The 26,689-nt window shown below is 61.7% G+C and carries 27 protein-coding genes; 9 read left to right on the top strand and 18 right to left on the bottom strand.

The genetic code is table 11. From position 1 onward, the window contains the following. Positions 1–81: 81 nt before the first annotated feature. Both JMN22_RS04895 and JMN22_RS04890 read right to left on the bottom strand, forming a co-directional pair. Entirely contained in the window at positions 82–1,437 is a 1,356-nt protein-coding gene (locus tag JMN22_RS04895) for a tryptophan--tRNA ligase (protein ID WP_030138571.1), read from the bottom strand. A gap of 24 nt (positions 1,438–1,461) precedes the next feature. After that, complete coding sequence (locus JMN22_RS04890) at positions 1,462–2,091, bottom strand: alpha/beta hydrolase (protein WP_030138572.1); 630 nt, start codon at positions 2,089–2,091, stop codon at positions 1,462–1,464. Positions 2,092–2,238: 147 nt separating this feature from the next. Here JMN22_RS04890 and JMN22_RS04885 point away from each other — a divergent pair, with 147 nt between their 5' ends. Next, on the top strand, positions 2,239–2,676 hold the full coding sequence (locus JMN22_RS04885; RefSeq protein WP_198796612.1) for a ZapG family protein: 438 nt from the start codon (positions 2,239–2,241) through the stop codon (positions 2,674–2,676). 125 nt (positions 2,677–2,801) lie between these two features. On the opposite strand, the gene JMN22_RS04880 is transcribed toward JMN22_RS04885, so the two are convergent. The 8 genes from JMN22_RS04880 to ehuR all read right to left on the bottom strand — a co-directional run bounded on the left by JMN22_RS04880 (position 2,802) and on the right by ehuR (position 12,273). Next, a complete protein-coding gene (locus JMN22_RS04880) occupies positions 2,802–4,187 on the bottom strand; it encodes an aspartate aminotransferase family protein (RefSeq protein WP_198796613.1) in 1,386 nt (461 codons plus the stop codon). Then, positions 4,184–5,671, bottom strand: a complete 1,488-nt coding sequence (locus tag JMN22_RS04875; RefSeq protein WP_198796614.1) for an NAD-dependent succinate-semialdehyde dehydrogenase — start codon at positions 5,669–5,671, stop codon at positions 4,184–4,186. Before JMN22_RS04875 ends, JMN22_RS04880 begins: the two co-directional genes overlap by 4 nt. Positions 5,672–5,801: 130 nt before the next feature. Next, positions 5,802–6,281: an Lrp/AsnC family transcriptional regulator gene (locus JMN22_RS04870; RefSeq protein WP_198796615.1), complete on the bottom strand. Its 480-nt coding sequence runs from the start codon at positions 6,279–6,281 to the stop codon at positions 5,802–5,804. 159 nt (positions 6,282–6,440) lie between these two features. Continuing rightward, the gene (doeB, locus tag JMN22_RS04865; protein ID WP_198796616.1) at positions 6,441–7,442 is read right to left on the bottom strand and encodes a N(2)-acetyl-L-2,4-diaminobutanoate deacetylase DoeB; all 1,002 of its coding nucleotides are present in this window, start codon (positions 7,440–7,442) and stop codon (positions 6,441–6,443) included. A gap of 3 nt (positions 7,443–7,445) precedes the next feature. Next, positions 7,446–8,636: an ectoine hydrolase DoeA gene (gene doeA / locus JMN22_RS04860; protein WP_198796617.1), complete on the bottom strand. Its 1,191-nt coding sequence runs from the start codon at positions 8,634–8,636 to the stop codon at positions 7,446–7,448. A 38-nt stretch (positions 8,637–8,674) separates the two neighbouring features. Further along, positions 8,675–9,667 carry a cyclodeaminase gene (locus JMN22_RS04855; RefSeq protein WP_030139940.1) on the bottom strand — a complete coding sequence of 331 codons (993 nt, stop codon included), beginning with the start codon at positions 9,665–9,667 and terminating at the stop codon, positions 8,675–8,677. A 23-nt stretch (positions 9,668–9,690) separates the two neighbouring features. Further along, entirely contained in the window at positions 9,691–10,662 is a 972-nt protein-coding gene (gene eutB, locus JMN22_RS04850; RefSeq protein ID WP_198796618.1) for a hydroxyectoine utilization dehydratase EutB, read from the bottom strand. A gap of 216 nt (positions 10,663–10,878) precedes the next feature. Next, complete coding sequence (ehuR, locus tag JMN22_RS04845) at positions 10,879–12,273, bottom strand: MocR-like ectoine utilization transcription factor EhuR (RefSeq protein WP_198796619.1); 1,395 nt, start codon at positions 12,271–12,273, stop codon at positions 10,879–10,881. Between the two features lie 290 nt (positions 12,274–12,563). On the opposite strand from ehuR, the gene ehuB reads away from it, so the two are divergent. The 4 genes from ehuB to ehuA all read left to right on the top strand — a co-directional run bounded on the left by ehuB (position 12,564) and on the right by ehuA (position 15,676). Further along, complete coding sequence (gene ehuB / locus JMN22_RS04840) at positions 12,564–13,421, top strand: ectoine/hydroxyectoine ABC transporter substrate-binding protein EhuB (protein ID WP_198796620.1); 858 nt, start codon at positions 12,564–12,566, stop codon at positions 13,419–13,421. 73 nt (positions 13,422–13,494) lie between these two features. Continuing rightward, positions 13,495–14,154: an ectoine/hydroxyectoine ABC transporter permease subunit EhuC gene (gene ehuC / locus JMN22_RS04835; protein WP_030139936.1), complete on the top strand. Its 660-nt coding sequence runs from the start codon at positions 13,495–13,497 to the stop codon at positions 14,152–14,154. After that, entirely contained in the window at positions 14,151–14,807 is a 657-nt protein-coding gene (gene ehuD / locus JMN22_RS04830; RefSeq protein ID WP_198796621.1) for an ectoine/hydroxyectoine ABC transporter permease subunit EhuD, read from the top strand. Before ehuC ends, ehuD begins: the two co-directional genes overlap by 4 nt. Continuing rightward, positions 14,807–15,676, top strand: coding sequence for an ectoine/hydroxyectoine ABC transporter ATP-binding protein EhuA (gene ehuA, locus JMN22_RS04825; protein WP_410002287.1), 870 nt, complete (start codon positions 14,807–14,809; stop codon positions 15,674–15,676). The genes ehuD and ehuA overlap by 1 nt, the downstream gene beginning before the upstream one ends. Positions 15,677–15,914: 238 nt before the next feature. On the opposite strand, the gene JMN22_RS04820 is transcribed toward ehuA, so the two are convergent. Continuing rightward, on the bottom strand, positions 15,915–16,649 hold the full coding sequence (locus JMN22_RS04820; protein ID WP_018604257.1) for an OmpA family lipoprotein: 735 nt from the start codon (positions 16,647–16,649) through the stop codon (positions 15,915–15,917). Positions 16,650–16,802: 153 nt separating this feature from the next. Then, a complete protein-coding gene (locus JMN22_RS04815; protein WP_030139933.1) occupies positions 16,803–17,978 on the bottom strand; it encodes an aspartate aminotransferase family protein in 1,176 nt (391 codons plus the stop codon). Positions 17,979–18,076: 98 nt separating this feature from the next. On the opposite strand from JMN22_RS04815, the gene JMN22_RS04810 reads away from it, so the two are divergent. The 4 genes from JMN22_RS04810 to JMN22_RS04795 all read left to right on the top strand — a co-directional run bounded on the left by JMN22_RS04810 (position 18,077) and on the right by JMN22_RS04795 (position 21,807). Then, positions 18,077–18,979, top strand: coding sequence for a LysR family transcriptional regulator (locus tag JMN22_RS04810; protein WP_198796622.1), 903 nt, complete (start codon positions 18,077–18,079; stop codon positions 18,977–18,979). Positions 18,980–19,147: 168 nt separating this feature from the next. Continuing rightward, positions 19,148–20,161, top strand: coding sequence for a sensor domain-containing diguanylate cyclase (locus JMN22_RS04805; RefSeq protein ID WP_030139931.1), 1,014 nt, complete (start codon positions 19,148–19,150; stop codon positions 20,159–20,161). 76 nt (positions 20,162–20,237) lie between these two features. Next, on the top strand, positions 20,238–21,011 hold the full coding sequence (locus tag JMN22_RS04800) for a DUF72 domain-containing protein (RefSeq protein ID WP_030139930.1): 774 nt from the start codon (positions 20,238–20,240) through the stop codon (positions 21,009–21,011). 91 nt (positions 21,012–21,102) lie between these two features. After that, the gene (locus JMN22_RS04795) at positions 21,103–21,807 is read left to right on the top strand and encodes a hypothetical protein (RefSeq protein WP_198796623.1); all 705 of its coding nucleotides are present in this window, start codon (positions 21,103–21,105) and stop codon (positions 21,805–21,807) included. 193 nt (positions 21,808–22,000) lie between these two features. On the opposite strand, the gene JMN22_RS04790 is transcribed toward JMN22_RS04795, so the two are convergent. The 6 genes from JMN22_RS04790 to cyoB form a co-directional block, all read right to left on the bottom strand. Continuing rightward, complete coding sequence (locus tag JMN22_RS04790) at positions 22,001–22,315, bottom strand: helix-turn-helix domain-containing protein (protein WP_030139928.1); 315 nt, start codon at positions 22,313–22,315, stop codon at positions 22,001–22,003. Next, on the bottom strand, positions 22,312–22,656 hold the full coding sequence (locus JMN22_RS04785; RefSeq protein WP_198796624.1) for a toxin: 345 nt from the start codon (positions 22,654–22,656) through the stop codon (positions 22,312–22,314). The genes JMN22_RS04790 and JMN22_RS04785 overlap by 4 nt, the downstream gene beginning before the upstream one ends. Before the next feature lie 137 nt (positions 22,657–22,793). Continuing rightward, a complete protein-coding gene (gene cyoE, locus JMN22_RS04780; protein WP_198796625.1) occupies positions 22,794–23,681 on the bottom strand; it encodes a heme o synthase in 888 nt (295 codons plus the stop codon). A gap of 11 nt (positions 23,682–23,692) precedes the next feature. Next, the gene (cyoD, locus tag JMN22_RS04775; protein WP_198796626.1) at positions 23,693–24,028 is read right to left on the bottom strand and encodes a cytochrome o ubiquinol oxidase subunit IV; all 336 of its coding nucleotides are present in this window, start codon (positions 24,026–24,028) and stop codon (positions 23,693–23,695) included. Further along, positions 24,029–24,655, bottom strand: coding sequence for a cytochrome o ubiquinol oxidase subunit III (locus JMN22_RS04770; RefSeq protein ID WP_053125033.1), 627 nt, complete (start codon positions 24,653–24,655; stop codon positions 24,029–24,031). It lies immediately after the preceding gene. Positions 24,656–24,658: 3 nt separating this feature from the next. Then, the gene (gene cyoB, locus JMN22_RS04765) at positions 24,659–26,689 is read right to left on the bottom strand and encodes a cytochrome o ubiquinol oxidase subunit I (protein ID WP_198796627.1); all 2,031 of its coding nucleotides are present in this window, start codon (positions 26,687–26,689) and stop codon (positions 24,659–24,661) included.

Raw genomic sequence — 26,689 nt, 5'->3', positions numbered from 1 at the left:
AAAACGGGCCGTCACTGTAGCGATGGCCCAGAAGAATGGCAATCGGCCCTTATTCGGGCCGATGGTCGGGTAACGCTTCGATCAGTCCTGGGCAGGCGTCAGTGCCACGCGCAACGCGTCGATGGCTGCATCCCGGGCGGCACTGTCAGCGAACGCAGGGCTCTGGGCCACGCATGCGCCGTCGAGCCAGACGCTGAAACCCAGGTCGTCGCTGCGCACGTCCAAGGGTTGGCCGGACTGCAATTGCTTGGTCACCTGCCCGGCGGTCTTGCCGTCGGCAAAGTTGTTCGAGAGCAACAGCTGCTCGCCCTCGGCGGAAAGCAGGCGGAAGCGGAAACTGCCGTCCTCGTCGCGGAAGCTGACAAAACGGGCTGCCTTGGCCGCTTTCTTTTTGGTCTGGGTCGTCACCTGGACCTGGCTGACAAACGAGCGCAGGCCAACCGCCTCGCGCAGTTCGTTGAGGAACGGCGTGGCCACGGCCCGGGCTTTCTTGGCGCCCAGTTGCAGGATGTCCTCAAGGTCCGATGGACGCTCGATGAACTGGTGATAACGCTCGCGCGCTTCACCCAACTGGTCATCGAGCAATTGGAACAGGCGATTCTTCGCCTCGCCCCACCCCAGGCCCTGCAGCAGTTCGCTGCGGAATTCGGCGGACTGCGCTGGAGTGGAGAAGGCTTGGAACAGGGTGAACAGGTGCGAGTTGTCCGGGTCCTTGGCCTCGCCCGGGGCGCGGGAGTCGGTGACGATCCGCGAGATCGCGTCCTTCATGTCCTTGGCGCTGCTGAACAACGGGATGGTGTTGTCGTAGCTCTTGGACATCTTGCGACCATCGAGGCCCGGCAGCGTGGCGACGCTCTCCTCGATCAGCGCCTCGGGCATGGTGAAGAACTCCTTGCCCTGGCCGAACAGGTGGTTGAAGCGCTGGCCAATGTCCCGGGCCATTTCCACGTGCTGGATCTGGTCGCGACCGACCGGCACCTTGTGGGCGTTGAACATCAGGATGTCGGCTGCCATCAACACCGGGTAGCTGTACAGCCCCATGGTGATGCCGGCGTCCGGGTCTTCGCCGGCCTCGACGTTCTTGTCCACCGACGCCTTGTAGGCGTGGGCGCGGTTGAGCAGGCCCTTGGCGGCGACGCAGGTCAGCAGCCAGGTCAGCTCCGGGATTTCAGGAATGTCGGACTGGCGATAGAACGTCACGCGGTCCACGTCCAGGCCACCGGCCAACCAGGTCGCAGCGATTTCCAGGCGCGAACGCTGGATGCGCAGCGGGTCATCGCATTTGATCAGGGCGTGGTAGTCGGCCAGGAAGTAGAACGAATCGGCGTTGCTGTCGCGGCTGGCGAGGATCGCCGGACGGATGGCGCCGGCATAGTTGCCCAGGTGCGGGGTGCCGGTGGTGGTGATGCCGGTCAGGATACGGGTACGCGTCGTCATGGGTTATCGCTTGTCAGACTGCTGTCAATTCGAGAGGCGCGGCAGGAGCAGATCCTTGAGATCGGTCAGCTTGCCATGAAAAAAGTGTCCGCATTCTGCCACTTTCAGCAGCTCATGGGGGCGTTGGAGCGCGTCGGACCATGCGTAGACCAGTTGCGGATCGACCACTTCGTCGGTTTCCGGCTGGATCACGGTCAGCTCACCATCTGTCGGCAAGGGCGATTGCTCATCCAGGCGCATCACCGCCGGTGCCACCATGAACAGGTGCTTGAGCGGTTGGCCCTGGGCTTCCAGGCGCCCGCCCAGGGTTGCGGCAACGAAGCCGCCAAAGGAGAAACCGAACAGGGTCAGGGGCAGGCCCGGGTATTTTTCCAGCAGCCAGGCGGCTGCGGCCTGGGCGTCGTCCACTTCGCCGGTGCCCATGTCATGGCTGCCGGCGCTGGCGCCGACGCCGCGATAATTGAAACGCAACGTAACCAGGCCGGCATCGCGGGCGGTGCGCTGCAGGGTCGAAACCACTTTGTTGAGCATGGTCCCGCCCTGCACCGGGTTCGGGTGGCAGATCAGCGCCAGGCCACGGGGGGCCTCGCTGTCCAGGTACAAGGCTTCCAATTGGCCCACCGGGCCATCGATGAATACGGGGGTTTCGCGCATAAGCAAGGAAAGAACTCCGTGACCCCGAATAGGGTCGACTCGTCTAGCTAAAAGTCTGTGCCTGGCATCATTGCGATGTTCTTCGCGGTATACAGCGCAGGTCCGAGCCGTTAACGTAAAGCAAAGCCGTTTATAGAGGAAGGACTCGTGGAACACTCGCTCTTAGTTTGGCTGTTGCCGACTCTTGCCCTGGTTGCCGGTGTCGCCATTGGATTCCTGCTTGCCCGCCTGCTGCCAAACGCGGTGCCCAACAGCACCCAACGTCAGCTGGACGACATCCAGGAACGTTTCGACAGTTACCAGAATGAAGTGGTCACTCACTTCAACAGCACCGCTTCGCTGGTGAAAAAACTCACCCAGAGCTACCAGGAAGTCCAGGATCACCTGTCCGAGGGCGCCAATCGCCTGGCCCTGGACGAGCAGACTCGCCAACGCCTGCTGGCTGCCCTGCAGGCCGATGCGGCACAGAGCCCGCGGGAACGCCTGACCCCACCGAAAGGGATCCAGGAACCACCACGGGACTACGCGCCGAAGGCCCCGAATTCGCCCGGCATGCTCGATGAGCATTACGGTTTGAAGAAGTAATTTCCGAGCGACACCCAAAAGCCCGCCCGATCGCATGATCGGGCGGGCTTTTTTATTGCCTCAAACTCCACTCACTTCAATGCTCGCCACAGGTTATTTGTGTCCTGAAGTATTGTGAACTCAGTTCAAGCCAACACCTCACCCGCCACCTGATCGATAGCGCCTTTGGTGATGTCAACGATCAGGTCCGCCTCTTCACGGGTGAGGATCAGCGGTGGGGCGAAGCCCAGGATGTCGCCGTGGGGCATGGCGCGGGCGATCATGCCGCGTTCCAGGCAGGCGGCCGAGACCTTGGGGCCGACCTTGAGTGCCGGGTCGAACGCTGTGCGCTGTTCACGGTCGGCCATGAACTCCACTGCCGCCAGCATGCCATCTCCGCGCACCTCGCTCACCAACGGATGACCTTCGAGAGTTTCGCGCAATCGACGATTCAAGTAGCCGCCCACATCCTCGGCGTTGGCCGTAAGGTTTTCCCGTTCGAGGATGTCGAGGTTGGCCAGGGCCGCCGCCGCGCAGATCGGATGCCCGGAATAGGTCCAGCCGTGGCCCATGGCTCCTTCGGCCTGGGAAGCTTTTTCAATCACGCTCCAGACTTTTTCGCCGATGATCACCGCGGACAAAGGCGCATAGGCACTGGTCAGGCCTTTGGCGGTGGTGATCAGGTCCGGCTTCATGCCGTAGCGCTGGCTGCCCATTTTCGAACCCAGGCGCCCGAACGCGCACACCACTTCATCGGCGATCAACAGCACGTCGTATTTCTTCAACACAGCCTGGATCGCATCCCAATAACCGGCGGGCGGAACGATGATGCCCCCGGTGCCCATCAGCGGTTCGCCGATAAACGCCGCCACCGTGTCCGGACCTTCAGCAAGAATCATTTTCTCCAGCTCATCGGCGCAATAGCGCACGAAGGCCGCTTCGTCCATGCCCGCCGGGGCCTTGCGGTACCAGTGCGGGCAGACGGTGTGCTTGACCCCTTCCGCCGGCAGGTCGAAATGCTGGTGAAACGCGGGCAGCCCGGTCAGGCTGCCGGTCATGATGCCTGAGCCGTGGTAGCCACGGTCGCGGGAGATGATTTTCTTCTTCCGGGGCCGGCCCAGCACGTTGTTGTAGTAACGCACCAGTTTGATCTGGGTTTCGTTGGCGTCCGAGCCGGACAGGCCGTAATAAACCTTCTTCATCCCTTCCGGCGCCCAGTCCATGATGCGGCTGGACAGCTCGATGATCGCCTCGCTCGAATGCCCGACATAGGTGTGGTAGTAGGCCAGTTCCTTGGCCTGCTTGTAGATGGCGTCAGCCACCTCGGTACGCCCGTAGCCGATGTTCACGCAGTACAGGCCAGCAAAGGCGTCGATGAACTCACGCCCCTCGTGATCGCGAATGCGGATGCCCGACGCGCTCTTGATGATCCGCCCCTTGAGCGCGCCGCTGGCGTGGTCATGGGCGTGGGTCGACGGGTGCATGAAATGCGCACGGTCTTGTTCGAACAGCGTGTTGAGTTCTTGGCTCATGCGGATTCTCCTGGGAACTGGCCTTGATGGTGCAGGCAAAAGTATTTGGTTTCGACAAAGGGCTCGAAGCCCTCGGTGCCGCCCTCGCGGCCGAGGCCGGAGGCTTTCATGCCACCGAAGGGAATCGGGTGGCCGGTGAACTTGACGCCGTTGACCGCGACCATGGCGTGGTCGAGACGGCGGATCAGTGGGTAAATGAGATCCAGGCGGTTGGAGCAAATATAGGCGGCCAGTCCGTACTCGGTGTCGTTGGCCATTTCGACGGCTTCGTCCAGGGTGTCGAACGGCATCACCCCGGCGATGGGCGCGAAGTTTTCTTCACGGTAGATGCGCATCTGCGGCGTGACATCGGCCAGCACCGTGGGTTGGTAGAACAACCCGCCCAAGGCATGTGTTTCACCGCCCACCAGGCGTTGAGCACCCAACGCCAGGGCATCGGCGACGCGGTCGGCGGTCGCATCGAACGCGGCCTGATGCATCAATGGGCCGACGTCCACCTCCTGTTCCTGCTGATCGACCATGGCCGGGCCGACGCGCAAGGCGCGCACAGCTGCGGTGAAGCGAGTGAGAAAAGCCTGGTACACCGGACGCTGGACCATGATTCGGTTGGCCGCGCAGCAATCCTGGCCCGAGGTCTGGAATTTCGCCTCCACGGCGACCTTCACCGCCAGGGCCAGGTCGGCATCCGCGCAGACAATGAACGGCGCGTTGCCGCCCAGCTCCAGCGCGACTTTCTTCACGTCGTGGGCCGCCGCTTGCAACACCAGCTTCCCGACCCGGGTCGAGCCGGTGAAGCTCACCGAGCGTACGCGACTGTCCTTGACCAGGGTTTCCATGGCCATTTGCGGCTCGCCCAGGACCACGTTGAAGACCCCGGCAGGGAAGCCGGCTTCTTCGGCCAATTGTGCCAACGCCAAGGCCGAGTACGGTGTTTCGTGGGCCGGCTTGATCACCACGGTGCAACCGGCGGCCAACGCGGCGGCGGCCTTGCGGGTGATCATGGCCGACGGGAAATTCCACGGCGTGAGCAGCGCACAAACCCCCACCGGTTCCTTGACCGTGCCAAGGTGCGCATTCGGGATATGGCTGGGAATGTTCTGGCCGTACAGGCGCCGGGCTTCCTCGGCGAACCAAGGAATGAAGCTGGCGGCATAAGCGATTTCGCCACGGGACTCGGCCAAGGGCTTGCCCTGTTCCAGGCTGAGAATTCGCGCCAGGTCCTCGCTGTGCTCGGTGATCAACGCCGCCCAGCGCCGCAGGATGGCGCCGCGCGTCTCCAGGCTCTGTTCGCGCCACGAAGGAAATGCGCGATGCGCCGCGTCCACCGCCGCGACGATCTGCGATTGATCAAGCATCGGTACATGACCGATGACGGTGCGGTTGGCAGGGTTGTGGACGGCCACGCTGTGACCGCTGTCGCTGTGAACCCAATGGCCGTCGACATAGCAAAGCGCTTTGAACAGCAGCGGGTGTTGATAAGGCATGACGTTCACTCCAGAGCGTGTGCGTGAATCCATGCTAGGGCAGCGACGCTTGGGTTTTCGGATGTTCGAGCGGGGTCAGACCTTGGTTTTTTTCTGGAAAGAACCTGCCGGAAAGCGTTTTCTGCGGTGCTCAGGCGGATGACACCAGCTCCGCCGGCAACGCACCGGCGGTCTTGATGGTCTTGGTGACGATGTAGGTGAAGTAGCGTTCGATGCCGAGGTCTTCGAGCAGCAGTTGATCGACAAAACGCTGGTAGGCATCGACGTCCGGCGCCTGGATCATCGCCAGGTAATCGACACCGCCGCCGGTGGCGTAACAGAACGCCACTTCGGGCGCGGCGATCATGCGTTGTTCGAAACGACGCATGTCCTGGGCGGTGTGCCGGGCCAGGGTGATTTCCACCAACACCTGCTGACGCTTGAACACCGCAGCCCAATCGATCTGCGCTCGATAACCGACAATCAAGCCCGCCGCTTCCAACTTGCGCACCCGCTCCCAGGCCGGCGTGACCGACAGGTTGATGGCCTCGGCCAGGCTCGACTTGGTGATCCGCCCGTCGTCGGCGAGGATCTGCAGGATCTTCAGGTCGTAGCGATCGAGCTTGTGCATGGGGCCGGGCTCCGGGCGGTTAAAAAAATCAGACTCAACGCAGGCCTTTGTGGGAGCGAGCTTGCTCGCGATGAGGCCATCAAATTCAACATCATCGTCTCAGACACACCGCTATCGCGAGCAAGCTCGCTCCCACAGGGGATTTGTGGCTGGCTGTTATCAAGCCAACACATCCGCAATCACCACCAACGTATCGCCACACTGCACCAGTCCGGGAAAATGCCGGGCCGCCAGCAAGCCGCTGCGGGCGGCGCGGTATTCCACCGGGGCGACGCCGCTGCGGGCAGTGTCATGAATACGCGCTACTACCTCGCCCCGGGTGACGTTTTCACCAAGGTCACGGCACATCTCCAGCAAACCGTTGTGCTCACTGGCAATGAAGCAACTGGCGTCCGGCATGTCGAGCACCAGCGAAGGCTGCAACTCGATCGAGCCCCGCAAAATGCCAGCGTGGATCAACAGGTTGCGCACCCCACGCTCGGCAATCGCCACGCTGCGAGCGGTGGAAGAACCACCGCCGCCCAGCTCGGTGGTGACGAACACCTTGCCCTGGGATTCGGCGGCCGTGTCGTACATCGACCCGGCGTCCAGCTCCAGCATGCGCATGCAATACGGTGCGTTGAACGCCAGCATGCCGGCCTCGCAGCGCGCCTGTTGCTGTTTGTCCGGCAAGACGTGGCAGGCGGCGAACGGCAGGAAATCCAGGGTCCGGCCGCCGGAATGGATGTCCAGCACAATGTCGGCCAAGGGCAGTAGGGTGCGGTTGAAATAGTCGGCGATTTTCTCGGTGACCGTGCCGTCAGGCCTACCGGGAAAACTGCGATTGAGGTTGCCCTTGTCGATCGGCGAAGTCCGGCGCCCGGCATGGAAGGCCGGGGTGTTCATGAACGGAACGATGATCACCCGTCCGCTGACCTCTTCGGCGCTCAACTGCTGGGCCAATTTGCTCAGGGCCACCGGGCCTTCGTACTCATCGCCATGGTTGCCACCGCTGAGCAATGCAGTCGGGCCGCTGCCGCGCTGGATCACGGTGATGGGAATCATCACCGCGCCCCAGGCCGAATCGTCCCGTGAATACGGGAGCTTGAGAAAACCGTGCTGCACGCCTGCGCGGCTGAAGTCGACCGTGGCAATGATGGGATTGCTGGGCATTTCGCTCATGGGTCAATCCTTCACGAACAGTTGACGAGGCACGTTGCACAGCGTCTCGACGCCGGTCTCGGTGATCAGGATGCTCTCGGTGATTTCCAGGCCCCAATCATCCATCCACAGCCCCGGCATGAAGTGGAAGGTCATGCCCGGTTGCAACACGCTGTTGTCACCGGGTCGCAGGCTCATGGTGCGCTCGCCCCAATCCGGTGGATAACTGATACCGATGGGGTAGCCGCAACGGCTGTCCTTGTGGATGCCGAATTTCTCCAGCACCTTGAAAAACGCCACGGCGATGTCGCCCGTGGTGTTCCCCGGCTTGGCCGCGTCCAGGCCTGCGGCGATGCCTTCGACCACGGCTTTTTCACCGTCGAGGAAACGCTGCGGCGGCTTGCCCAGGTAAATCGTGCGCGACAGCGGGCAGTGGTAACGCTTGTAGCAACCGGCGATTTCAAAGAAGGTGCCGGCGCCCCGTTCGAACGGCGAATCGTCCCAGGTCAGGTGCGGCGCGCTGGCGTCGGCCCCGGTGGGCAACAGCGGCACGATGGCCGGGTAGTCGCCGCCGTGGCCGTCGGCACCGAGGATGCCGCTGCTGTAGATCTCGGCCACCAGTTCGTTCTTGCGCATGCCCGGTTCGATCCGTTCGAGAATCCGGCCGTGCATGTTCTCGACGATGCGCGCAGCGATGCGCATGTAGGCGATTTCCTGGGGCGACTTGACCGCACGCTGCCAGTTCACCAGGCCCACTGCGTCCACCAGTTTCGCCTCGGGCAGATGCTTTTGCAGCGACAGGTAGGCGGCGGCGCTGAAGTAGTAGTTGTCCATTTCCACGCCGATGGACAGGGCGCCCCAGCCACGGGCGATGATCACCTCGCGGGACAGGTAGTCCATCGGATGGCGCTCGCGAGACTGCACGTAGATGTCCGGGTAGCCGACGATGTTATCGGCCTGCATGAACACCGTGCGCCTGGCACCGTTGGCATCCTGGCCGCGGCCGAACCACACGGGCTCGCCGTCCAGCGCCAACAGCACGCATTGGTGCACATAAAACGACCAACCGTCATAGCCGGTGAGCCAGGCCATGTTCGACGGATCGGTGACCAGCAGCAGCTCAAGGCCCTGGGCCTGCATGGCTGCGCGAACCTTCGCCAGGCGCTGGGCGTATTCCTCCCGCTGGAACGGAAGATTGACGACTATCTCTGACATCCACCTGCCCTCTGTTCAAATGACTCGTGAAAAAAGATCTAGCGCCCGAACGCAAAACCCTTCCCTGCCGCCCGCGCCCGCTCGAAAGCGAGATTGGCGATAGCGGTGTCCTGGGCGCCGGTGCCGGTGAGGTCGCACAGCGTCACTTGCGCCGCATCGGAACGCCCGATTCGCTGCCCCGCCAACACCCGCCCCAGCTCCAACAATGCGAGGTCATCGCGAACGGTGCCGGCCACCAGGGCGTGGTGCAGTTCACCGAGCACCCGGGTCTGGCTCAAGCGGTCGGCGACATAGCAGTCGACCGCCGCCAAGGCTTGCGGGGAAATTTCGTTCTTGTGCTCCGCGTCCGATCCCATCGCCGTGATGTGTAGGCCCGGATGTAAATGGCGAGCTTCGATCAACGGCTCACGACTCGGGGTGCAAGTGATGGCGATGTCCACGCCTTCCATGGCGTCATCGATGGAGGCGCACGGCGTAACGGCAATCCCGCTGTCGCGAGCGAGTTCGGCACTGAACGCCCGGGCCTTTTGCGCATCCCGCGCCCAGACCCGCACCTCGTCGATCGGTCGCACCAGCCGCAGCGCCTGGAGCTGCAATGCCGCCTGTTCGCCGGCACCGATCAGCGCCACGCTGCGGCTGTCCTCACGGGACAGGCAACGCGCCGCCACCGCCCCGGCCGCGGCAGTGCGCACGGCGGTGAGGTAACCGTTGTCCAGCAACAGCGCCTCCAGCAAACCGGTGCGTGCCGAGAGCAGCATCATCATGCCGTTCAGGCTGGGCAGGCCAAGCTTGGGGTTGTCGAAAAAACCCGGGCTGACCTTGATGGCGAAGCGTTCCAGGCCCGGCAGGTAAGCGGTCTTCACGTCCACTTCGCCGTTGTGCTCGGGAATGTCCAATCGCAGGATCGGCGGCATCGCCACGGCGGCGGTGGCCAGCAGCACGAACGCCTGCTCGACGGCGTCGATGCTCGCCAGGTCGAGGGCCACGCAACTGCGCAGGTCGGCTTCGCTCAATAGGGTGACTTCACTCATGACAGGCTCCGTTCAACGGGTTATCAGGCGTTGGCGCCAGCGATCACGCGGGCATGGTGTTCGGTGTCGACGTTGCGGCCGCTGACCACCACCACGATGGGGCCACGCGGTTCGACCAGGCCGTCGAGCAGCGCCGCGATGCCGACCACGGCGGCGCCTTCGAGCACCAGGCGTTCGTGGTGATAGGCATGGCGCAGGCCGTTAGCGATGGAGGCCTCCGAAAGCAGGTGCAGGTCATCGATCAACTGTCGGGTCATGGCGAAGGTGAAGCGATTGTCCAGGCCGATGCCGCCCCCGAGGGAGTCGGCCAGCGTCGGCAGTTCTTCGACGTCGACGGGTTGTCCGGCGGCGAGGCTGGCGTGCATCGCCGCGCCTCGGGCCATGCTGATGCCGTGGACCTGAATCGCTGGATTGGCGCTTTTCAGGGCCAGGGCAACCCCGGCGAACAGGCCGCCACCGGACAACGGCACCAGCACCTGGGCCACGTCCGGTTGTTGTTCAAGGATCTCCAGGCCGAGGGTGCCTTGTCCGGCGATGATTGCCGGATGATCGAACGGCGGCAGGAAAGTCGCGCCCTGCTCGCTCGCGATACGCTCGGCTTCGCGCTGGGCATCGTCCTGGGATTGGCCGACGATGCACACCTCGGCGCCCAAATCGCGAATCGCCTGCACCTTGTTGGCCGGCACCAGGTTCGACAGGCAGACCATCGCCCGGACGCCCTGCTGCGAGGCGGCATAAGCGAGCGCCCGGCCATGGTTGCCAGTCGAAGCCGTGACCACGCCTCGGGCCTTCTGCTCGGGGCTGAGTTGCGCGACGGCATTGCTCGCCCCACGCAGCTTGAAGCTGCCGGTGATTTGCAAGGCTTCCAGCTTGAGGTACACCGGCACCCCCATCAGTCGCGACAGGCTGGGGGAATGCTCCATGGGCGTGCGCCTGACCTGCGACTCGATGCGCTGGCGAGCGAGGAAAATGTCCTGAAGCTGCAACCCTGTCATGACCGCGTCCCGAGCAGATGTGTTGGGCGCAGTCTAAGAGGGCCGGATTGTGGTGATGAATGTACTAGGGCAATTTAGTGATGAAGTTCCAAAGTCACCACAAATCCCTTGTGGGAGCGAGCTTGCTCGCGATGGGGCCCTCACATTCAACATCTTTGCCGACTGCTACACCGCTATCGCGAGCAAGCTCGCTCCCACAGGGAATGGTGTGGTGCATCAGAAATCATGAATCTGCGGGTACTGGTTGAAGATCTGCCGCATGCCGATCAGTGCATGGCGCATTTCTTCATCGCTGCATTCGGCACCGACGCAGACCCGCACCGCGCGGGGCCTTGGTGTGCCGCGCACGGTGAACGGATCGGGGGACGTGACGGCGATGTGCTTATGCCTTAGCGCCCGCACCAGGCTGTCGACTTCCCAGTGGGGCGGAATGCCGATCCATGCGTTCAAGGCATGAGGATGCTGGGCCAACACATGTTCGCCCATGTGCTCGGTGACCATCGCCTGGCGTCCGGCCAACAGGCGCCTTTGCAGATGCAGCAGTGAGTCGGCGCGACCGTCGCGGATCCAGCGTGCGGCGATCTCCGAGACCATCGGCGTGGCCATCCAACTGTTCACCCGCAGGATGCTCTCGGTGCGCAACGCCAGGCGCCTGGGCACCACCAGATAGCCAATCCGCAACCCGGTGAGCACCGACTTGGTCATGCTCGTGCAGTAAAACGACAGCTCCGGCAGGTAATGGCTGATAGGCGGCGCCCGTCGTTCGTCCAGCAGCGGACCGTACACATCGTCTTCGATGATGTGCACGCCAAAGCGTCGGGCGATCTCGGCGATCTCCCGGCGGCGGGCGTCGGGCATCAGGCTGGTGGTGGGGTTGTTCAGGTTCGGCGTGCACACCAGCGCGGTGATGCGCTCGTTGCTGCACATGTCTTCGAAGTGTTCGGGATCGATGCCATGGCGGTCAGTGTCCAGCCCCTTGAGGGTGAAGCCCAGCACCTGGGAATTGCCGATCACGCCGTGGTCAGTCAGCCCTTCGCAGAGCACCACATCGTCGGGACCGGCGAGGGAGGCCAGAGCGAGGAAGATGCCATGGGCGGCGCCATTGGTTATCAGTACATCGTTGCGATCGACTTTCAGCCCCTGTCGGCCGATCCATTGCGCCGCCGCTTCGCGATGGGATTCAAATCCGGCTATCGGACGAAACGCATGGATCCACGGCTGATCCTCTTCGGTACTCAGCTCGGCGCAGGTGTCGCGCCAGCACTGATCGTGCTCACGGGTATGCAGGATGCGCGTGATGGAAAAATCCACCAGCGCCCGCTCGGGGCTGTCGAGGATATAGGTGGCGACCCGATCACTCATGCGCCGCGAGACGAAACTGCCGCGCCCGACTTCGCAGCGGACCAGCCCTTGGCGCTCCAACTCCTTGTAGGCATTGGTGACGGTCTGCACGCTGATGCCCATCGCGTCGGCCACCTGCCGTTGCGGCGGCAGGCGCTGGTCATTGGCCAGGGTTCCCTGTTCGATGTCGTCGGCGATGGCCTGCACCAGGATCTTGTATTTGGATTCACCGCTGCGGGCGAGGTCCAGGGCTGACTTCCACTTATCCATAACGGCTGCAACCGGCGTGAGAACGGGTGCGCACAGCATTGCGCGGCCATCGCGGCAATGCAATTGTCCTAGTGCAATACAATCCGCGCCGGGGCTTTTGTATGCTCGGTCCAAGGTCGTTATCCAGGCGGGTGCATTGCCCCGACAAAAAGCCGGACCGACCTGTACCGGCGCCATTCCCGATCTCAGGCCATGCCCGGATCCGCCGTTGTACGTTTTGCTCTTGTCACACTGCCTCCTAACACAGAACCGTCCGCTGACGGATCCACAAGAAACAGGAGATTTTATCGATGAGCAATTTTCTTCCCCGCACTTGCACACCTATGCGCCGGCTCTTGTTGACCTGTGCCGTGCTTGGCCTGGCCAGCAGCGTCCAGGCGGCGACCCTGGATACCGTCAAGAGCAACAGCAGCATCCGCATCGGCTACGCCAACGAAACCCCGTTTGCCTTCACCGAAACCGACGGCACCGTCACCGGTGAATCGCCGGAGATCGCCAAGATCATCTTCGCCAAGATGGGCATCAAGCAGGTTACTGGCGTGCTCACCGAGTGGGGCTCGCTGATTCCTGGCCTGCGCGCCGGTCGCTTCGACGTGATCGCCGCCGGCATGTACATCACCCCGGCGCGCTGCAAACAGGTGTTGTTCACCGATCCGCAATACCAATTGCCCGACGCCTTGTTGGTAGCCAAGGGCAATCCGAAAAAACTCCACAGCTATGAAGACATTGCCAAGCAACCGGACGTGAAGCTGGCGATCATGGCCGGCACGGTGAACCTGGCCTATGCCCGCGATTCCGGGGTAAAGGATGAACAGATCCTGCAGGTCCCCGACACCACCGCGCAATTGCAAGCCGTGCGCGCCGGTCGCGCCGACGCCGCCGTCGGTACGCAACTGACCATGAAGGGCCTGGCCGCCAAGGGCGGTGACAAGGTCGAGGCGATGACCGAATTCAAGGACGACCCGTCCCACATAGGCTACGGTGCGCTGGCCTTCCGCCCCGAAGACAAGGACCTGCGCGACGCGGTCAACGCCGAGCTGAAAAAGTGGCTGGGTTCGGAAGAACACCTCAAGGCCGTCGCGCCGTTCGGTTTCGACAAATCCAACGTCACCAGCAAGACCGCGGCCGAGCTCTGCGCTCAGCCCTGACGGCACGCCGAAACGGGCATGACGCACAGCGCGTAATGCCTGTTCCCCGCTTCATCGGACATCGGGTTGAACCATGGGCGAATTACTTCCGTTATTGATTCAAGGGGCCTGGGTCACGCTGCAAGTGACCTTCTTCGGCTCGCTGCTGGCGATTGTCGCGGCGGTACTTGCAGCCCTCGGGCGGCTGTCGCCGTGGCGCGCGTTGCGCTGGTTTTCCATCACCTACATCGAAGTGTTCCGCGGGACGTCGCTGCTGGTGCAGTTGTTCTGGCTGTTCTTCGTGCTGCCGCTGCCTCCCTTCAACGTCGAACTGAGCCCTTACGCCGTGGCGATCGTCGGCCTGGGCCTGCACATCGGCGCGTATGGGGCCGAGGTGATGCGCGGCGCCATCAGTTCGGTCGCCAAGGGCCAATACGAAGCCTGCACGGCGCTGAACTTCAGTGCCTTCACACGCTTCAAACGAATCATCCTGCCCCAGGCGTTGTTGGCGGCGATTCCGCCGGGCACCAATCTGCTTATCGAGCTGCTGAAGAACACCTCGTTGGTCTCGCTGATCACCTTATCCGACCTGAGCTTCCGGGCGCGCCAGTTGGATCAGGCGACATTCCAGACCCTGGAAATCTTCAGCCTGGCGCTGGTGATGTATTTCATCCTCGCCCAGGCCATCAACTTCGGCATGCGCAACATCGAGCGGCGACTGAGCCGGGGCCGGATGCGCGGAGGTCTGTCATGACATTGTTCGACTGGTCCTATGCCGCACAGATCCTGCCGGACCTGCTGCGCGCGTCCCTCAACACCGTGGGCATCACGTTGATCGGCTTCCTGATCGCGATCGTGCTGGGGCTGTTCCTGGCGATTGGCCGGCGCAGCCGCAGGTTCTGGCTGTCGTGGCCGGCCACGGCGGTGATCGAGTTCATCCGCAGCACGCCGTTGCTGATCCAGGTGTATTTCCTCTACTACGTGCTGCCCAACTACGGCCTGAGCCTGACAGCCATGCAAGTCGGCATCGTCGGCATCGGCCTGCATTACGCCTGCTACATCGCCGAGGTCTATCGCAGCGGTCTCGACGCGGTGCCACGGGCGCAGTGGGAAGCGGTGACGGCGTTGAACATCGCGCCGTACGACGCCTACCGCAACATCATCCTGCCCCAGGCGCTGCGCCCCATCGTGCCGCCGCTGGGCAATTACCTGGTGGCGATGCTCAAGGACACGCCGGTGCTATCGGCGATCACCGTCGTGGAAATCATGCAGCAGGCCAAGAACATCGGCTCCGAAAATTTCCGCTACCTGGAACCGATCACCATGGTCGGCCTGTTCTTCCTCGCCCTGAGCCTCGCCCTGGCCTACCTGGTACGGCGCCTTGAAACGCGCATGGAGCTACGCTAATGACTTTACCCCTGTCCACGCCCACCGATTTGTCCCGGCGCAGCACGCTGGCATCGCAGCAGGAGGCCCCGGCCATGCAGATTCCAACACCGTCCCGGCCGATTGTGAGTTTCCAGGACGTGACCAAAAGCTATGGCAGCTTCACCGTGCTGGATCACTTGAACCTGGATGTCGCGCCCGGTGAAAAGGTCGCGATCATCGGCCCCAGCGGTTCGGGCAAGTCCACGCTGCTGCGGGTGCTGATGACCCTCGAAGGCATCGACCAGGGCCAGATCCGCGTCGAGGACGATTCCCTGACGCACATGCCCAATCGCAACGGCGTGCTGGTGCCGGCCAACGACCGACACATCCGCCGGGTGCGCGGCAAGATCGGCATGGTATTCCAGAGCTTCAACCTGTTCCCCCACATGAGCGCGCTGCAAAACGTCATCGAAGCGCCGGTGCAAGTGCTGGGCATGAACCCGAAGGAAGCCCGCGAGCGCGCCGCCGACCTGCTGGAGCTGGTGGGCCTGGGCAACAAGCTCGATCATTACCCGTCGCAGCTGTCCGGCGGCCAGCAACAGCGGGTGGCGATTGCCCGGGCGCTGGCGATGCGGCCGAAAGTGATGCTGTTTGACGAAGTGACGTCGGCGCTGGATCCGGAGCTGTGCGGCGAGGTCTTGAACGTGATCCGCAAGCTGGGCGCCGAACACAACCTGACGATGCTGATGGTGACCCACCAGATGGGGTTTGCGCGGGAGTTCGCTGATCGGGTGTGTTTTTTCTACAAGGGCCAGATTCATGAACAAGGCACGCCGGCGCAAATCTTCGAGAACCCGCAGCAGGAGCGTACGTGTGCGTTCTTGAGTGCGGTGAAAGAGGCTAACTAAACCTACCCACTAGAGTGAACACTGTGTTTGGTCCGGGGAGATGGTGTTGTGGCGAGGGGATTTATCCCCGCTGGGCTGCGCAGCAGCCCCTAATCAAGCAACTCGGAGTGTCAGGCTGATGGAGCTGACTGTTTTGGGCCTGCTTCGCAGTCCAGCGGGGATAAATCCCCTCGCCACAGAGCCGCAAAAAAAGGGGGACCCCATTTCCGGGGTCCCCCTTTCATTCACCGCCCAGCGATCAAGGATACTGCTGGTAGGTCTGCCCCTGCTGCTGCGGCGCCTGGTACTGCTGCCCCGGAATCGCCTTGAGGTTGACCTCGACCCGACGGTTTTGCGCGCGGCCATTGACGTCGGCGTTGCTCGCCACCGGGTTGTCCGGGCCTGCGCCACGGGCCGAGAGGTTGGCACCGCTTACGCCTTGGGACGTCAGGTAGGTCGCCACGCTCTGGGCGCGGCGCTGGGACAGGTCCATGTTGTGCTGGCGGCTGCCGGTGCTGTCGGTGTAGCCGACGATTTCGATCTGGTTCTGGTTGAACTCCTTGAGGGAGTTGGCCAGGTTGTTCAGCGGTTGGTAGAAGCTGGACGCGATGTTCGCCGAGTCGGTGGCGAAGGTGATGTTGCCCGGCATGATCAGCTTGATCTGGTCGCCCTGGCGCTGCACTTCAACGCCAGTGTTGGCCATGCTCGCGCGCAGTTTCTTTTCCTGCTGGTCGGCGTAGTAGCCATAGCCTGCCGCCGAGGCGCCGACCACAGCGGCGCCGATCAACGCGCCCTTGCCGCGGTTATCGTGACCGATGGCCGCACCGGCCAACGCCCCCGCCAGCGCACCGAGGCCGCCGTACTTGGCGGTTTTGCTCATGCCCGAAGATTCGGTAGAGGCCTGGCCCTGGTTGTCATAGGGGTTGGGCGACGCACAGCCGGACAACAGGGCCACGGCGGTAGCGACAACGATCAAGCGACGCGAGGTGAACATGGAGGTGCTCCTGGGATTTTCAGTCTGGTTGCCAAAGTGTAGGCAATCGACTCTGGCTGGCGTTGGAACGCGACAATCGTTAAAAATTCCGTCCCGCTGCGCTGCGCTTCGCCCTGACTGGAAAACACCGCTCTTCGCCCGATCGAAGACGTTTCACGCCTGCGCCAAACTGCGGCTCACGCCCCTGGCGATCATCTCCACTTCCCGCCCGTCAATCGTCAGCGGCGGCAACAGCCGGATGGTCTTGCCCCGGGTCACGTTGATCAACAAGCCATGGTCCCGGGCAGCGCAAAGGGCCAGGTCGCGCACCGGTTGCTTGAGCTCGATGCCGATCATCAACCCTTGGCCGCGAATCTCCAGCACGTTCGGGTTATCCGCCAACTCAGCCCGCAACCGGCTGAGCAATTGCTCGCCTTGGCGCCTGGCGTTTTCCACCAGGCCTTGCTCCTCGATGATGTCCAGCACCGTGCAGCCGACGCGACAGGCCAGCGGATTGCCGCCAAACGTACTGCCATGACTGCCGGGTGTGAACAGCTCGGCGGCCTTGCCCCGGGCCAGGCAGGCACCGATGGGCACACCGTTGCCCAAGCCTTTGGCGAGGGTCATGACGTCCGGCACGATGCCCTCGTGCTGGAACGCGAACCACTGGCCGGTGCGGCCGATACCGGTCTGGATCTCGTCCAGCATCAACAACCAGGCACGCCGGCTGCACAGGTCCCGCAGCGCCCGCAGGTAACCCGGCGGCGCGACTTGCACGCCACTTTCCCCTTGGATCGGCTCCACCAGAATCGCGACGATACGCTCGCCATGGGCCTGCTGGATTTTTTCCAGCGCGGCGAGATCGCCAAATGGCACCTTGATGAAATCCCCGGGGAGCCGATTGAACCCCAGCCGTACCGATGGGCCGTCGCTGGCAGACATCGTGCCCAGGGTGCGCCCATGGAAGGCGTTGTCCATGACCACGACCAGCGGCTGCTCGACGCCTTTGTGCCAGCCATGCAGACGCGCCAGTTTCAGCGCGGTTTCGTTGGCCTCGGCTCCGGAGTTGTTGAAAAACGCCCGGTCCATTCCCGAAAGCTGCGTGAGCTTGCCGGCCAACCGTTGTTGCCAATCGATGCTGTACAGGTTGGAGGTGTGCAGCAACAGGCCGGCCTGTTCACTGATGGCGGCCACCAGCCGGGGATGAGAATGCCCGACGTTGGTTACCGCCACGCCTGCCACCGCGTCGAGGTACTCGCGACCGTCCTGGTCCCAAAGGCGCGTACCCAACCCGTGGGTGAAATTCAGCGGCAGGGGTTGGTAGGTGGTCATCAGGCAGGCGGCGGTCATGACATCGAGCTCCATTGGATGGTTTTTTCCAGTATGGTTAGCCACCCTCAATGGATAAACATCGCTTTACTTCAATCATTTAAAAGCCGAGCTTGATAATGGACCTGTTCCAGGCAATGACCGTTTACGTGAAAGTCGTGGAAGCCGGCAGCCTGACGGCGGCGGCCCAGGCCTGCGAGATGTCCACCACCATGGTGGGCAATCACCTTCGCGCGTTGGAGCAACGCCTCGGCGTGCGCCTGATCAACCGGACGACGCGGCGCCAGCGCCTGACCGAGTTCGGCGCGACCTACTATCAACGCTGCCTGGAAGTCATCGGGCTGGTCACCGACTCCGAGCGCCTGGCGGAGCAGACCCAGGGCGACCCCACCGGCACCTTGCGCATCACCGCGCCGCTGACCTTCGGCACGGAGCTCCTGGCGCCAGCCCTGGCCGAATTCAGCCAGCGCTACCCACAGGTCAAGCTCGACGTGGTCTTGACCAACCAGCGACTCGACCTGCTCGACCACGGTTTCGACGTCGCCGTCCGCCTGGGTCCTGTCGATCCCAAGCTGATCGCCCGCTCCCTGGTGGACTACACCTTGACCATCTGCGCGTCCCCGGCTTATCTGGCACGGCGAGGCACGCCACGACAACCCGATGACCTGCAACAGCACGACTGCCTGTCGTTTGCCTATTCTGCCGCTGACGAATGGCGCTTCGCCCAGGACCTCTGGCCTATCAACGGGCCAGAAGGCGAAATCAAGGTGCCGGTGACCGGGCCGATGCTGATCAACAGCTCCTCGGGCCTGCATCGCGCCGCACTGGCCGGCATGGGTGTGGTGATGCTGCCGGACGCGCTGGTGGCGCAGGACCTGAGGGACGGGCACTTGGTGGCGCTGCTGCAGGATTATCAGCTACCCCATCGGCCAATGAGCCTGGCGTACGCCCAGGATCGCTACCGTTTGCCGAAGCTGCGCAGTTTTGTCGAGTTTGCGCTGGAGAAGTGGGGCAAACCCTGATGGCCGCGCTCGATAAGTGTTGGATAAACCCCGTGGCGAGGGAGCTTGCTCCCTCGCCACAGTTCAGGCGTTCACCCGAAGCGCTACCCCGCTAGTGCCCCTCCGTCCCATCGGCTACTCTTCACCCTCGGAGAGCATTTTGATATCAGGGCTGATAGGGGAACAACGATGGACGACGCCTCGAAGATCGATTTGCTGCGGTTCGATTTGTCCGATCTGGACGAAAGCGTGCTCCACACCATCATGGAACTGGTGAGCGACGGCATCTGGGACTGGAACGCCAATACCGGGTTCGTTTATCGCAACCCCGGCTGGTACACCATGCTCGGCTACACGCCCCATTCACTGAGCAACACCGTGTTGACCTGGGAGAGCGTAATCCATCCGGACGATTATCCTCAGGTGATGGCGCTGTTCGATGACTACCTGGAACAACGGTCGCCAAAATACCAGGCCGAATACCGCTGTCGCACACATGACGGTTCCTATATCTGGATCGAAGACCGCGGCTACGTCATCGCCCGCAACCCAGACGGCAGCGTGGCCCGCATGATCGGCGCCCATCGCAGCATCGACGACAAGAAGCGTCTGTTCGAGCAACTGGAACAGCGCAACAAATCCCTCGAGGCAGTCATCGAAGAACGCACCCGCGAACTGTCGCGGGTCAACCATCAATTGCAAATCCAGCTCGACGAAAACCGCCGACTCGCCGAAACCGACGCCTTGACCCTGGTCGCCAACCGCTATCGCCTGGAGCAAGCCCTGCCATTGGCCTGCGAACGCGCCCAGCGCTTTCGCGAACCGTTGTCCCTGATCGCCATGGATGTCGATGATTTCAAGGACATCAATGATCGCTACGGCCACGCGTTCGGTGATGCGGCGCTGGTGCAGGTGGTGCAGGCGGTCAAACGCTGCGAACGCGACGGCGACCTGCTGGTGCGCTGGGGCGGCGATGAATTCATCATGATCTTGCCAAACACATCCTTGGCCGACGCGGTCCTGATGGCTGAAACCATTCGCCGAGGCTTGTCCGACCTGCTGCCGGTGGGCGACTTCCAGATCACCATGAGCTTTGGCGTGGTGCAGCGGCTCGAAGAAGAAACGCAGGAGTTGCTGATGGATCGGGCGGACCAGGCGTTGTATCGCTCCAAGATGGCCGGCAAGAACGTTATCTGCGACTGACTTGGGTTTGCAAAAAAGGAACCCTCGAGGCGTTTGTTGCGGTCATAACATTGTCCCCGCAATCAGGTCTCTCACGTTGGCGACTCGACTCCCCCACGCTTCGAACCTTTTCCTGGGCTGCGCCGGCTGGTCGTTGCCCAGGGCGCAATGGCCATCCTTTCCCGATGAAGGCACCCATCTGCAGCGCTACAGCGCACGCTTCACAGCGGTGGAGATCAACAGCTCGTTCTATCGCCCGCACCGTCCCGCCACCTACGCAAAATGGGCAGATAGCGTGGCACCAGAATTTCGCTTCTCGGTGAAGGTCCCCAAGCAGATCACCCACGAACGACGCTTGCTCGATTGCGAGGGGCTTGTGGATGAATTCCTCGGGCAGTGCTCGCAACTGGGGGAGAAACTCGGCTGCCTGTTGATTCAATTGCCGCCGTCGCTGGCCTTTGACAACGCGCAGGCCGAGGCTTTTTTCAGAGCATTGCGTGATCGTTACCCTGGCGATGCGGTGCTCGAACCTCGACACCCGAGCTGGCTCGCACCACACGCCATGGCGATGTTGCAGGCCGAGCGCATCGGCCGGGTTGCCGCCGATCCGTCGCCGCTGCCGGGCGGCGATCAACCGGCGGGTTGGCCCGGCATTCGTTATTACCGTTTGCACGGCTCGCCGAAGATTTACTACACGCCCTACGACGACGTCCGACTCAAGCAAATCGCCCAAGCCTTGCAAGCCGCCCCGGACACACCGACCTGGTGCATCTTCGACAACACGGCCAGCGGCGCCGCGACGCCGGACGCGTTGCGGTTGATGGAGCTGTTGCGCGACTCAAATGCGTACCGGCGACCGGTCCGACCGTGACAACACCGCCCGCGTCCAATAGATTAGGCGACCGGAAAAAAGCTCAATGCCTTTCTCGCCTTATCCCGCTAACAGAAGTAGTGAAATTTCAATGTCCGATTCCAATACCGCTGAATCCGTAGTCACCCTGTCGTCCAAAGCGGAATACGAAAACTCCATCAATCTTTCACAGCATCTGCCCCAGGCCAAAACCATCAGCGAGATGGTCCTCGATGCGTTCCAGTCGAACCGCGAAAGCGACCAGATCCGCGAACTGCGTACCGCCATTCGCCAGGCCCACGATGCGTTCGATGATGACAAGGCCTACGAATTGATGGGCCAGCTCAAGCAGCTCAAGGATGCCGAAGCCGCGGACTTTGCCGCCCTGGAAGACCTGAGCAGCCGCTTCCCCATCAGCCGCATACTTTCCAGCTACAAGGATGATGCAGACTTCCAGGAGCTGGTCTATGGCCTGGCCCTGAAAGTGCTGACCCAGACCCACCAGGCCATCAGCAACCCGAGCGGCAGCAAGGGCAAGGCCTCGCGGCCCAAGAAGGAAGCCGAGGTGTTCATCATCAGCAAGGACGGCATCAGCGTCACCCTGCCCCTGCGCACGCCACGTTCCAAGCCAAACGTCGACCGCGAGGCCTTCGAGTTCCTGGGCTTCAACTTCATTGGCGAAGGCGACGACGCCGAACTGGAAAGCGAAACCTTCCTGGACAACGACGGCACCGAACAACCGGTCACTCGCAAAAGCATCGTCACCGCGCTGCAACAGCAGAAAGCGTTCGACGGCTACAGCATCGCCCAGCAATAAAGCCCGGGGTGAGCCTTCCTTTGTGGGAGCGGGCTTGCTCGCGAATGCGCGCGGTCAGTCAACTTCAACTTAACTGACCCACCGCTTTCGCGAGCAAGCCCGCTCCCACAGGAACATCGCCAGCCGAAATAACGCCCAAGAAAAAGCCCCGCACTTCTCTCGAAGGCGGGGCTTTTTCATGGCTTTCGGCGGTTCAAACAGCACCAAGCCGTTCGACCATATCCGGAAACTTCTCGACCAATTTGATCAACAAAGCCGCCTGGGCGTTAGGCTTGGACTTTTCCTGCTCCCAGTTCCTTAGGGTGCCCGGACTGGTCCTGATGCTCTTGGCGAAAACAGCTTGGGACATATGGAGCCTGTCGCGCAGGGCCACGATTTCCTGGGCCGACACCTCGGGAACCGGCTTGTCTTCAATCGAAATCTGGCGAAGGGTAATCTTGCCCTCGCGGTGAGCGGCCATCTCCTCGACGCCTTGCATCATCTCGGCAAACAGATCACGCTTTTTCATAAGGTACCTCGTACTTTCAACTCAGCTTCTATGGCGCGCTTGAGCGTCTTCTCTTGCTCGGAGGTCAGGTTTTCCAGTTCGTCCTTGTCATAAATCGCAAACATCCAGAACTGACGATCATGCCTCAACCAATAATAAATGACCCGCAGTCCACCTCGTTTCCCTTTGCCGCGACGGTCATCGAACCAACGCAGCTTACGGAAGCCACCGGTACGTGGCATGACGTCACCGGCCTCTGGATGCTGCTGCATATAGAACTGAAGCAGGCGATATTCATCATCGGTCAGGTAATGGCCAACCGTGGCAGTGAACGTAGTCGTTTCAAAAAATAAGGTTCGCATGGCAGAAACTATAGGCAAATCGCGTATAGATCAACAAGCAACAATCTATTGCGACGAATGACAGCGGCTAGCCATGGCCTATCAAAAAAAGCCCCGCGCTTCTCTCGAAGGCGGGGCTTTTTTTGCAGCTCTGGCGCTTAAGGCGCGTAAGTCAGCAACAACTCACTCGGCACCTTGAAATCCAGGGACATCATGACGCTCAGGGCGGTGATGGTGAAGATCGAGAACACGAACAGCTTGCGTGCCCAGACCCTGTCATCCACTGCCTTGTAGCCGGTCCAGGCCATGTACAGCCAGTACATGCCCATGGCGGCGGCGACGGCGAGGTAGCTCATGCCGGCGTAGCCGCTGAAGGTCAGCATCAAGGTCGCGACGAGGAACGCCAGGATGTACAGCAGGATGTGCTTCTTGGCCACTTGGATACCGCGCTTGACCGGCAGCACCGGAATCGAGGCTGCCAGGTAGTCGTTGAAGCGGAAGATCGCGATGGCATAGGAATGCGGCATCTGCCACAGGCTGAACATCACCAGCAGCGTCAGCGCCGCCATGTCGAAGCTGTTGCTGACCGCGACATAACCGATCACCGGCGGCATCGCTCCCGACAGGCTGCCCACCAGCGTGCCATGGACCGACTTGCGCTTGAGGTACAGGCTGTAGAGGCCGACGTAGATGACAAAACCGATCACCGCGAACAACGCCGCCAACGGATTGGCCACCCAGTACAGCAGCGCCACGCCGGCGACGCCCAGCACCGTGGCGAAGGCCAGGGCCAGCTTCAGCGAAACCAGGCCCTGGACCAGCGCCCGGTTCCTGGTGCGTTCCATCTTGATGTCGATGTCGCGGTCGATGCAGTTGTTGAACACGCAACCGGACGCCACCACCAGGGAAGTGCCGATCATCGCCGCCAGGAAGATGGCCAGATCGACATGCCCTTTTGAGGCCAGGAAAAACCCGCCCGCCACAGAAAGCACGTTACCGAAAATGATCCCCGGCTTGGTGATTTGGATAAAGTGCTTCAGTGACATCCGGACTTTCCTCAGTGCGCCATCATGTTGGTGTGGATGCTGAACATGATCCACAACGACAGGCCGACCAGCAGGACAATCACGATCGCGGCAAACACAAACGCGACCACGTTGTTACGTTGGGCAGCGGAGCGGTCCAGGTGCAGGAAGTACACCAGGTGCACCAGTACCTGGACCACGGCGAAGATCAGGATGATCCACAGGGTCAGGGTCTTGGGCAGCGACGGGTACATCACCAGGCCGAACGGAATGACGGTCAGGATCACCGACAGGATGAAGCCGATGGCGTAGGACTTGACGCTGCCGTGGCTGGCGTCATGGCCATCATGGGAATGTGCGTTAGCCATTTACAGGGTCCCCATCAGATAAACAACGGTGAATACGCAGATCCACACCACGTCCAGGAAGTGCCAGAACAGGCTCAGGCAGCTCAGGCGCGTCTTGTTGGTGGCAGTCAGGCCGTTTTTCTGGACCTGGTACATCATGATCGCCATCCAGATCAGGCCGCTGGTCACGTGCAGGCCGTGGGTGCCGACCAGGGTGAAGAACCCGGACAGGAAGCCGCTGCGGCTAGGGCCGTAGCCTTCGGCGATCAGGATATGGAACTCGTTGATCTCCATGGCGATAAAGCCGGCGCCCAGCAGGAAGGTCATGGCCAACCAGCCCAGGACCTGGGTTTTCTTGCCCTTGAACAACGCCAGCATGGCGAAGCCGTAGGTGATCGAACTGAACAGCAGCAGCGCGGTTTCGCCCAGTACGTAAGGCAGTTCGAAGATGTCGTGGCCCGACGGGCCACCGGCGACGTTGTTAACCAGCACCGCGTACACCGCGAAGATCGACGCAAACAGAATGCAGTCGGTCATCAGGTAGAGCCAGAAACCGAATACGGTCATCTCGCCCGAGTCGTGGTGATGGTCATCATGCCCATGGTCATGACCATGGGCGTGTCCAACATTGGTCACTAAGTTCGACATGGTTTAAGCCTGTTCCAACGAGGTTTCAACACGGGTGGCGGTGGCAGGGACTTTCCCGGCCGCGACCAGGCGCTTGTGCTGCTCGGCTTCGATGCGCTCGATGACATCCACCGGCACCATGTAGCCCTGATCGTCACGGGCGGCATGGATCACGAAATACGCCACGGTGCCGACCAGGCTGGCGATGGCCAGCCACCAGATGTGCCAGATCATCGCGAAACCGAACACGGTCAACAGCGCCCCCATGACCACACCGGTGGCGGTGTTGTTGGGCATGTGGATCGGCTCGTACTTGGCCGGAACCTGGTACGCGGTACCGGCTTCCTTGGCTTCGGTGAACGGGTCGATGGCTTCCGCTTTCGGCAGCACGGCAAAGTTGTAGAACGGTGGTGGCGACGAAGTCGACCATTCCAGGGTATGGGCATTCCACGGATCACCGTGTTCGCACATGTTTTCCGGCTTCTTGCGATCACGCACGCTGACGTACAGCTGGATCAACTGGCAGGCGATACCGACCGCGATCATCACCGCGCCGAACATGGCGACGTACAGGTACGGCACCCACTCAGGGTTGGTGGTGGCGTTCAAGCGACGGGTCATGCCCATGAAGCCCAGTGCATAGAGCGGCATGAACGCGACGAAGAAGCCCGAGATCCAGAACCAGAACGCTGCCTTGCCCCAACCTTCGTGCAGCTTGAAGCCGAACGCTTTCGGGAAGTAGAACGCAAAGCCGGCGATGTAGCCGAACACGGCGCCGCCGATGATCACGTTATGGAAGTGCGCGATCACGAACAGGCTGTTGTGCAACACGAAGTCCGCACCCGGGATGGCCAGCAGTACGCCGGTCATGCCGCCGATGGCGAAGGTCACCATGAAGCCCAGGGTCCACAGCACGTGGCTGGTGAAACGCAGGCGGCCCTGGTAGATGGTGAACAGCCAGTTGAACAGCTTCACACCCGTCGGGATCGAGATCAGCATCGTCGCCAGGCCGAAGAAGGCGTTGACGCTGGCACCCGAGCCCATGGTGAAGAAGTGGTGCAGCCAGACCATGAAGCCCAGTACCGAGATCGCGCCGGAAGCGTAGATCATCGAGTGGTGGCCAAACAGTTTCTTGCCGGAGAACGTCGAGATGACTTCGGAGAAAATACCGAACGCCGGCAGGATCAGGATGTACACCTCAGGGTGACCCCAGGCCCAGAACAGGTTCACGTACATCATCGGATTTCCACCCAGTTCATTGGTGAAAATGTGGAAATCCATGTAGCGGTCAAGCGTCAGCAGAGCCAGTGTCGCGGTCAGGATCGGGAACGAAGCGACGATCAGGACGTTGGCCCAGGTGCAGGTCCAGGTGAAGATCGGCATGTCCATCAGCTTCATGCCAGGGGTACGCATCTTCAGCACGGTGGCCAGGAAGTTGACCCCCGTCAGCGTTGTCCCCAACCCGGATAGCTGTAGCGCCCAGATGTAGTAATCCACCCCCACGCCCGGACTGTATTGCAGCCCCGACAATGGCGGATAGGCAACCCAACCGGTCTTGGCGAATTCGCCGACACCCAGGGAAACGTTGATCAGCACGACGCCGGACACCAGCAGCCAGAAGCTCAGGGAGTTCAGGAAGGGATAGGCAACGTCACGGGCGCCGATCTGCAGCGGCACTGCAAGGTTCATCAGGCCGGTGAAGAATGGCATCGCCATGAAGATGATCATGATCACACCGTGGGCGGTGAAGATCTGGTCATAGTGTTCAGGCGGCAGGTAGCCAGGCGAACCCTCGGTGGCCATGGCCAGCTGGGTACGCATCATGATCGCGTCGGCAAAACCGCGCAGCAGCATGACCATGGCGACGATGATGTACATCACGCCGATCTTCTTGTGATCGACCGAGGTCAGCCACTCTGTCCACAGGTAGGTCCACTTCTTGAAATAAGTGATACCGGCGAACAACGCCAGACCACCGAGCGCGATGATGGCGAGGGTCACCATGACAATCGGCTCGTGGAACGGGATCGCTTCCCAACTTAATTTACCAAACAT

Source organism: Pseudomonas sp. HB05 (assembly GCF_016756915.1).
GTDB lineage: Bacteria > Pseudomonadota > Gammaproteobacteria > Pseudomonadales > Pseudomonadaceae > Aquipseudomonas > Aquipseudomonas alvandae.
The sequence above is the reverse complement of the archived record's forward strand: the minus strand, read 5'-3'. Positions and strand labels throughout refer to the sequence as shown.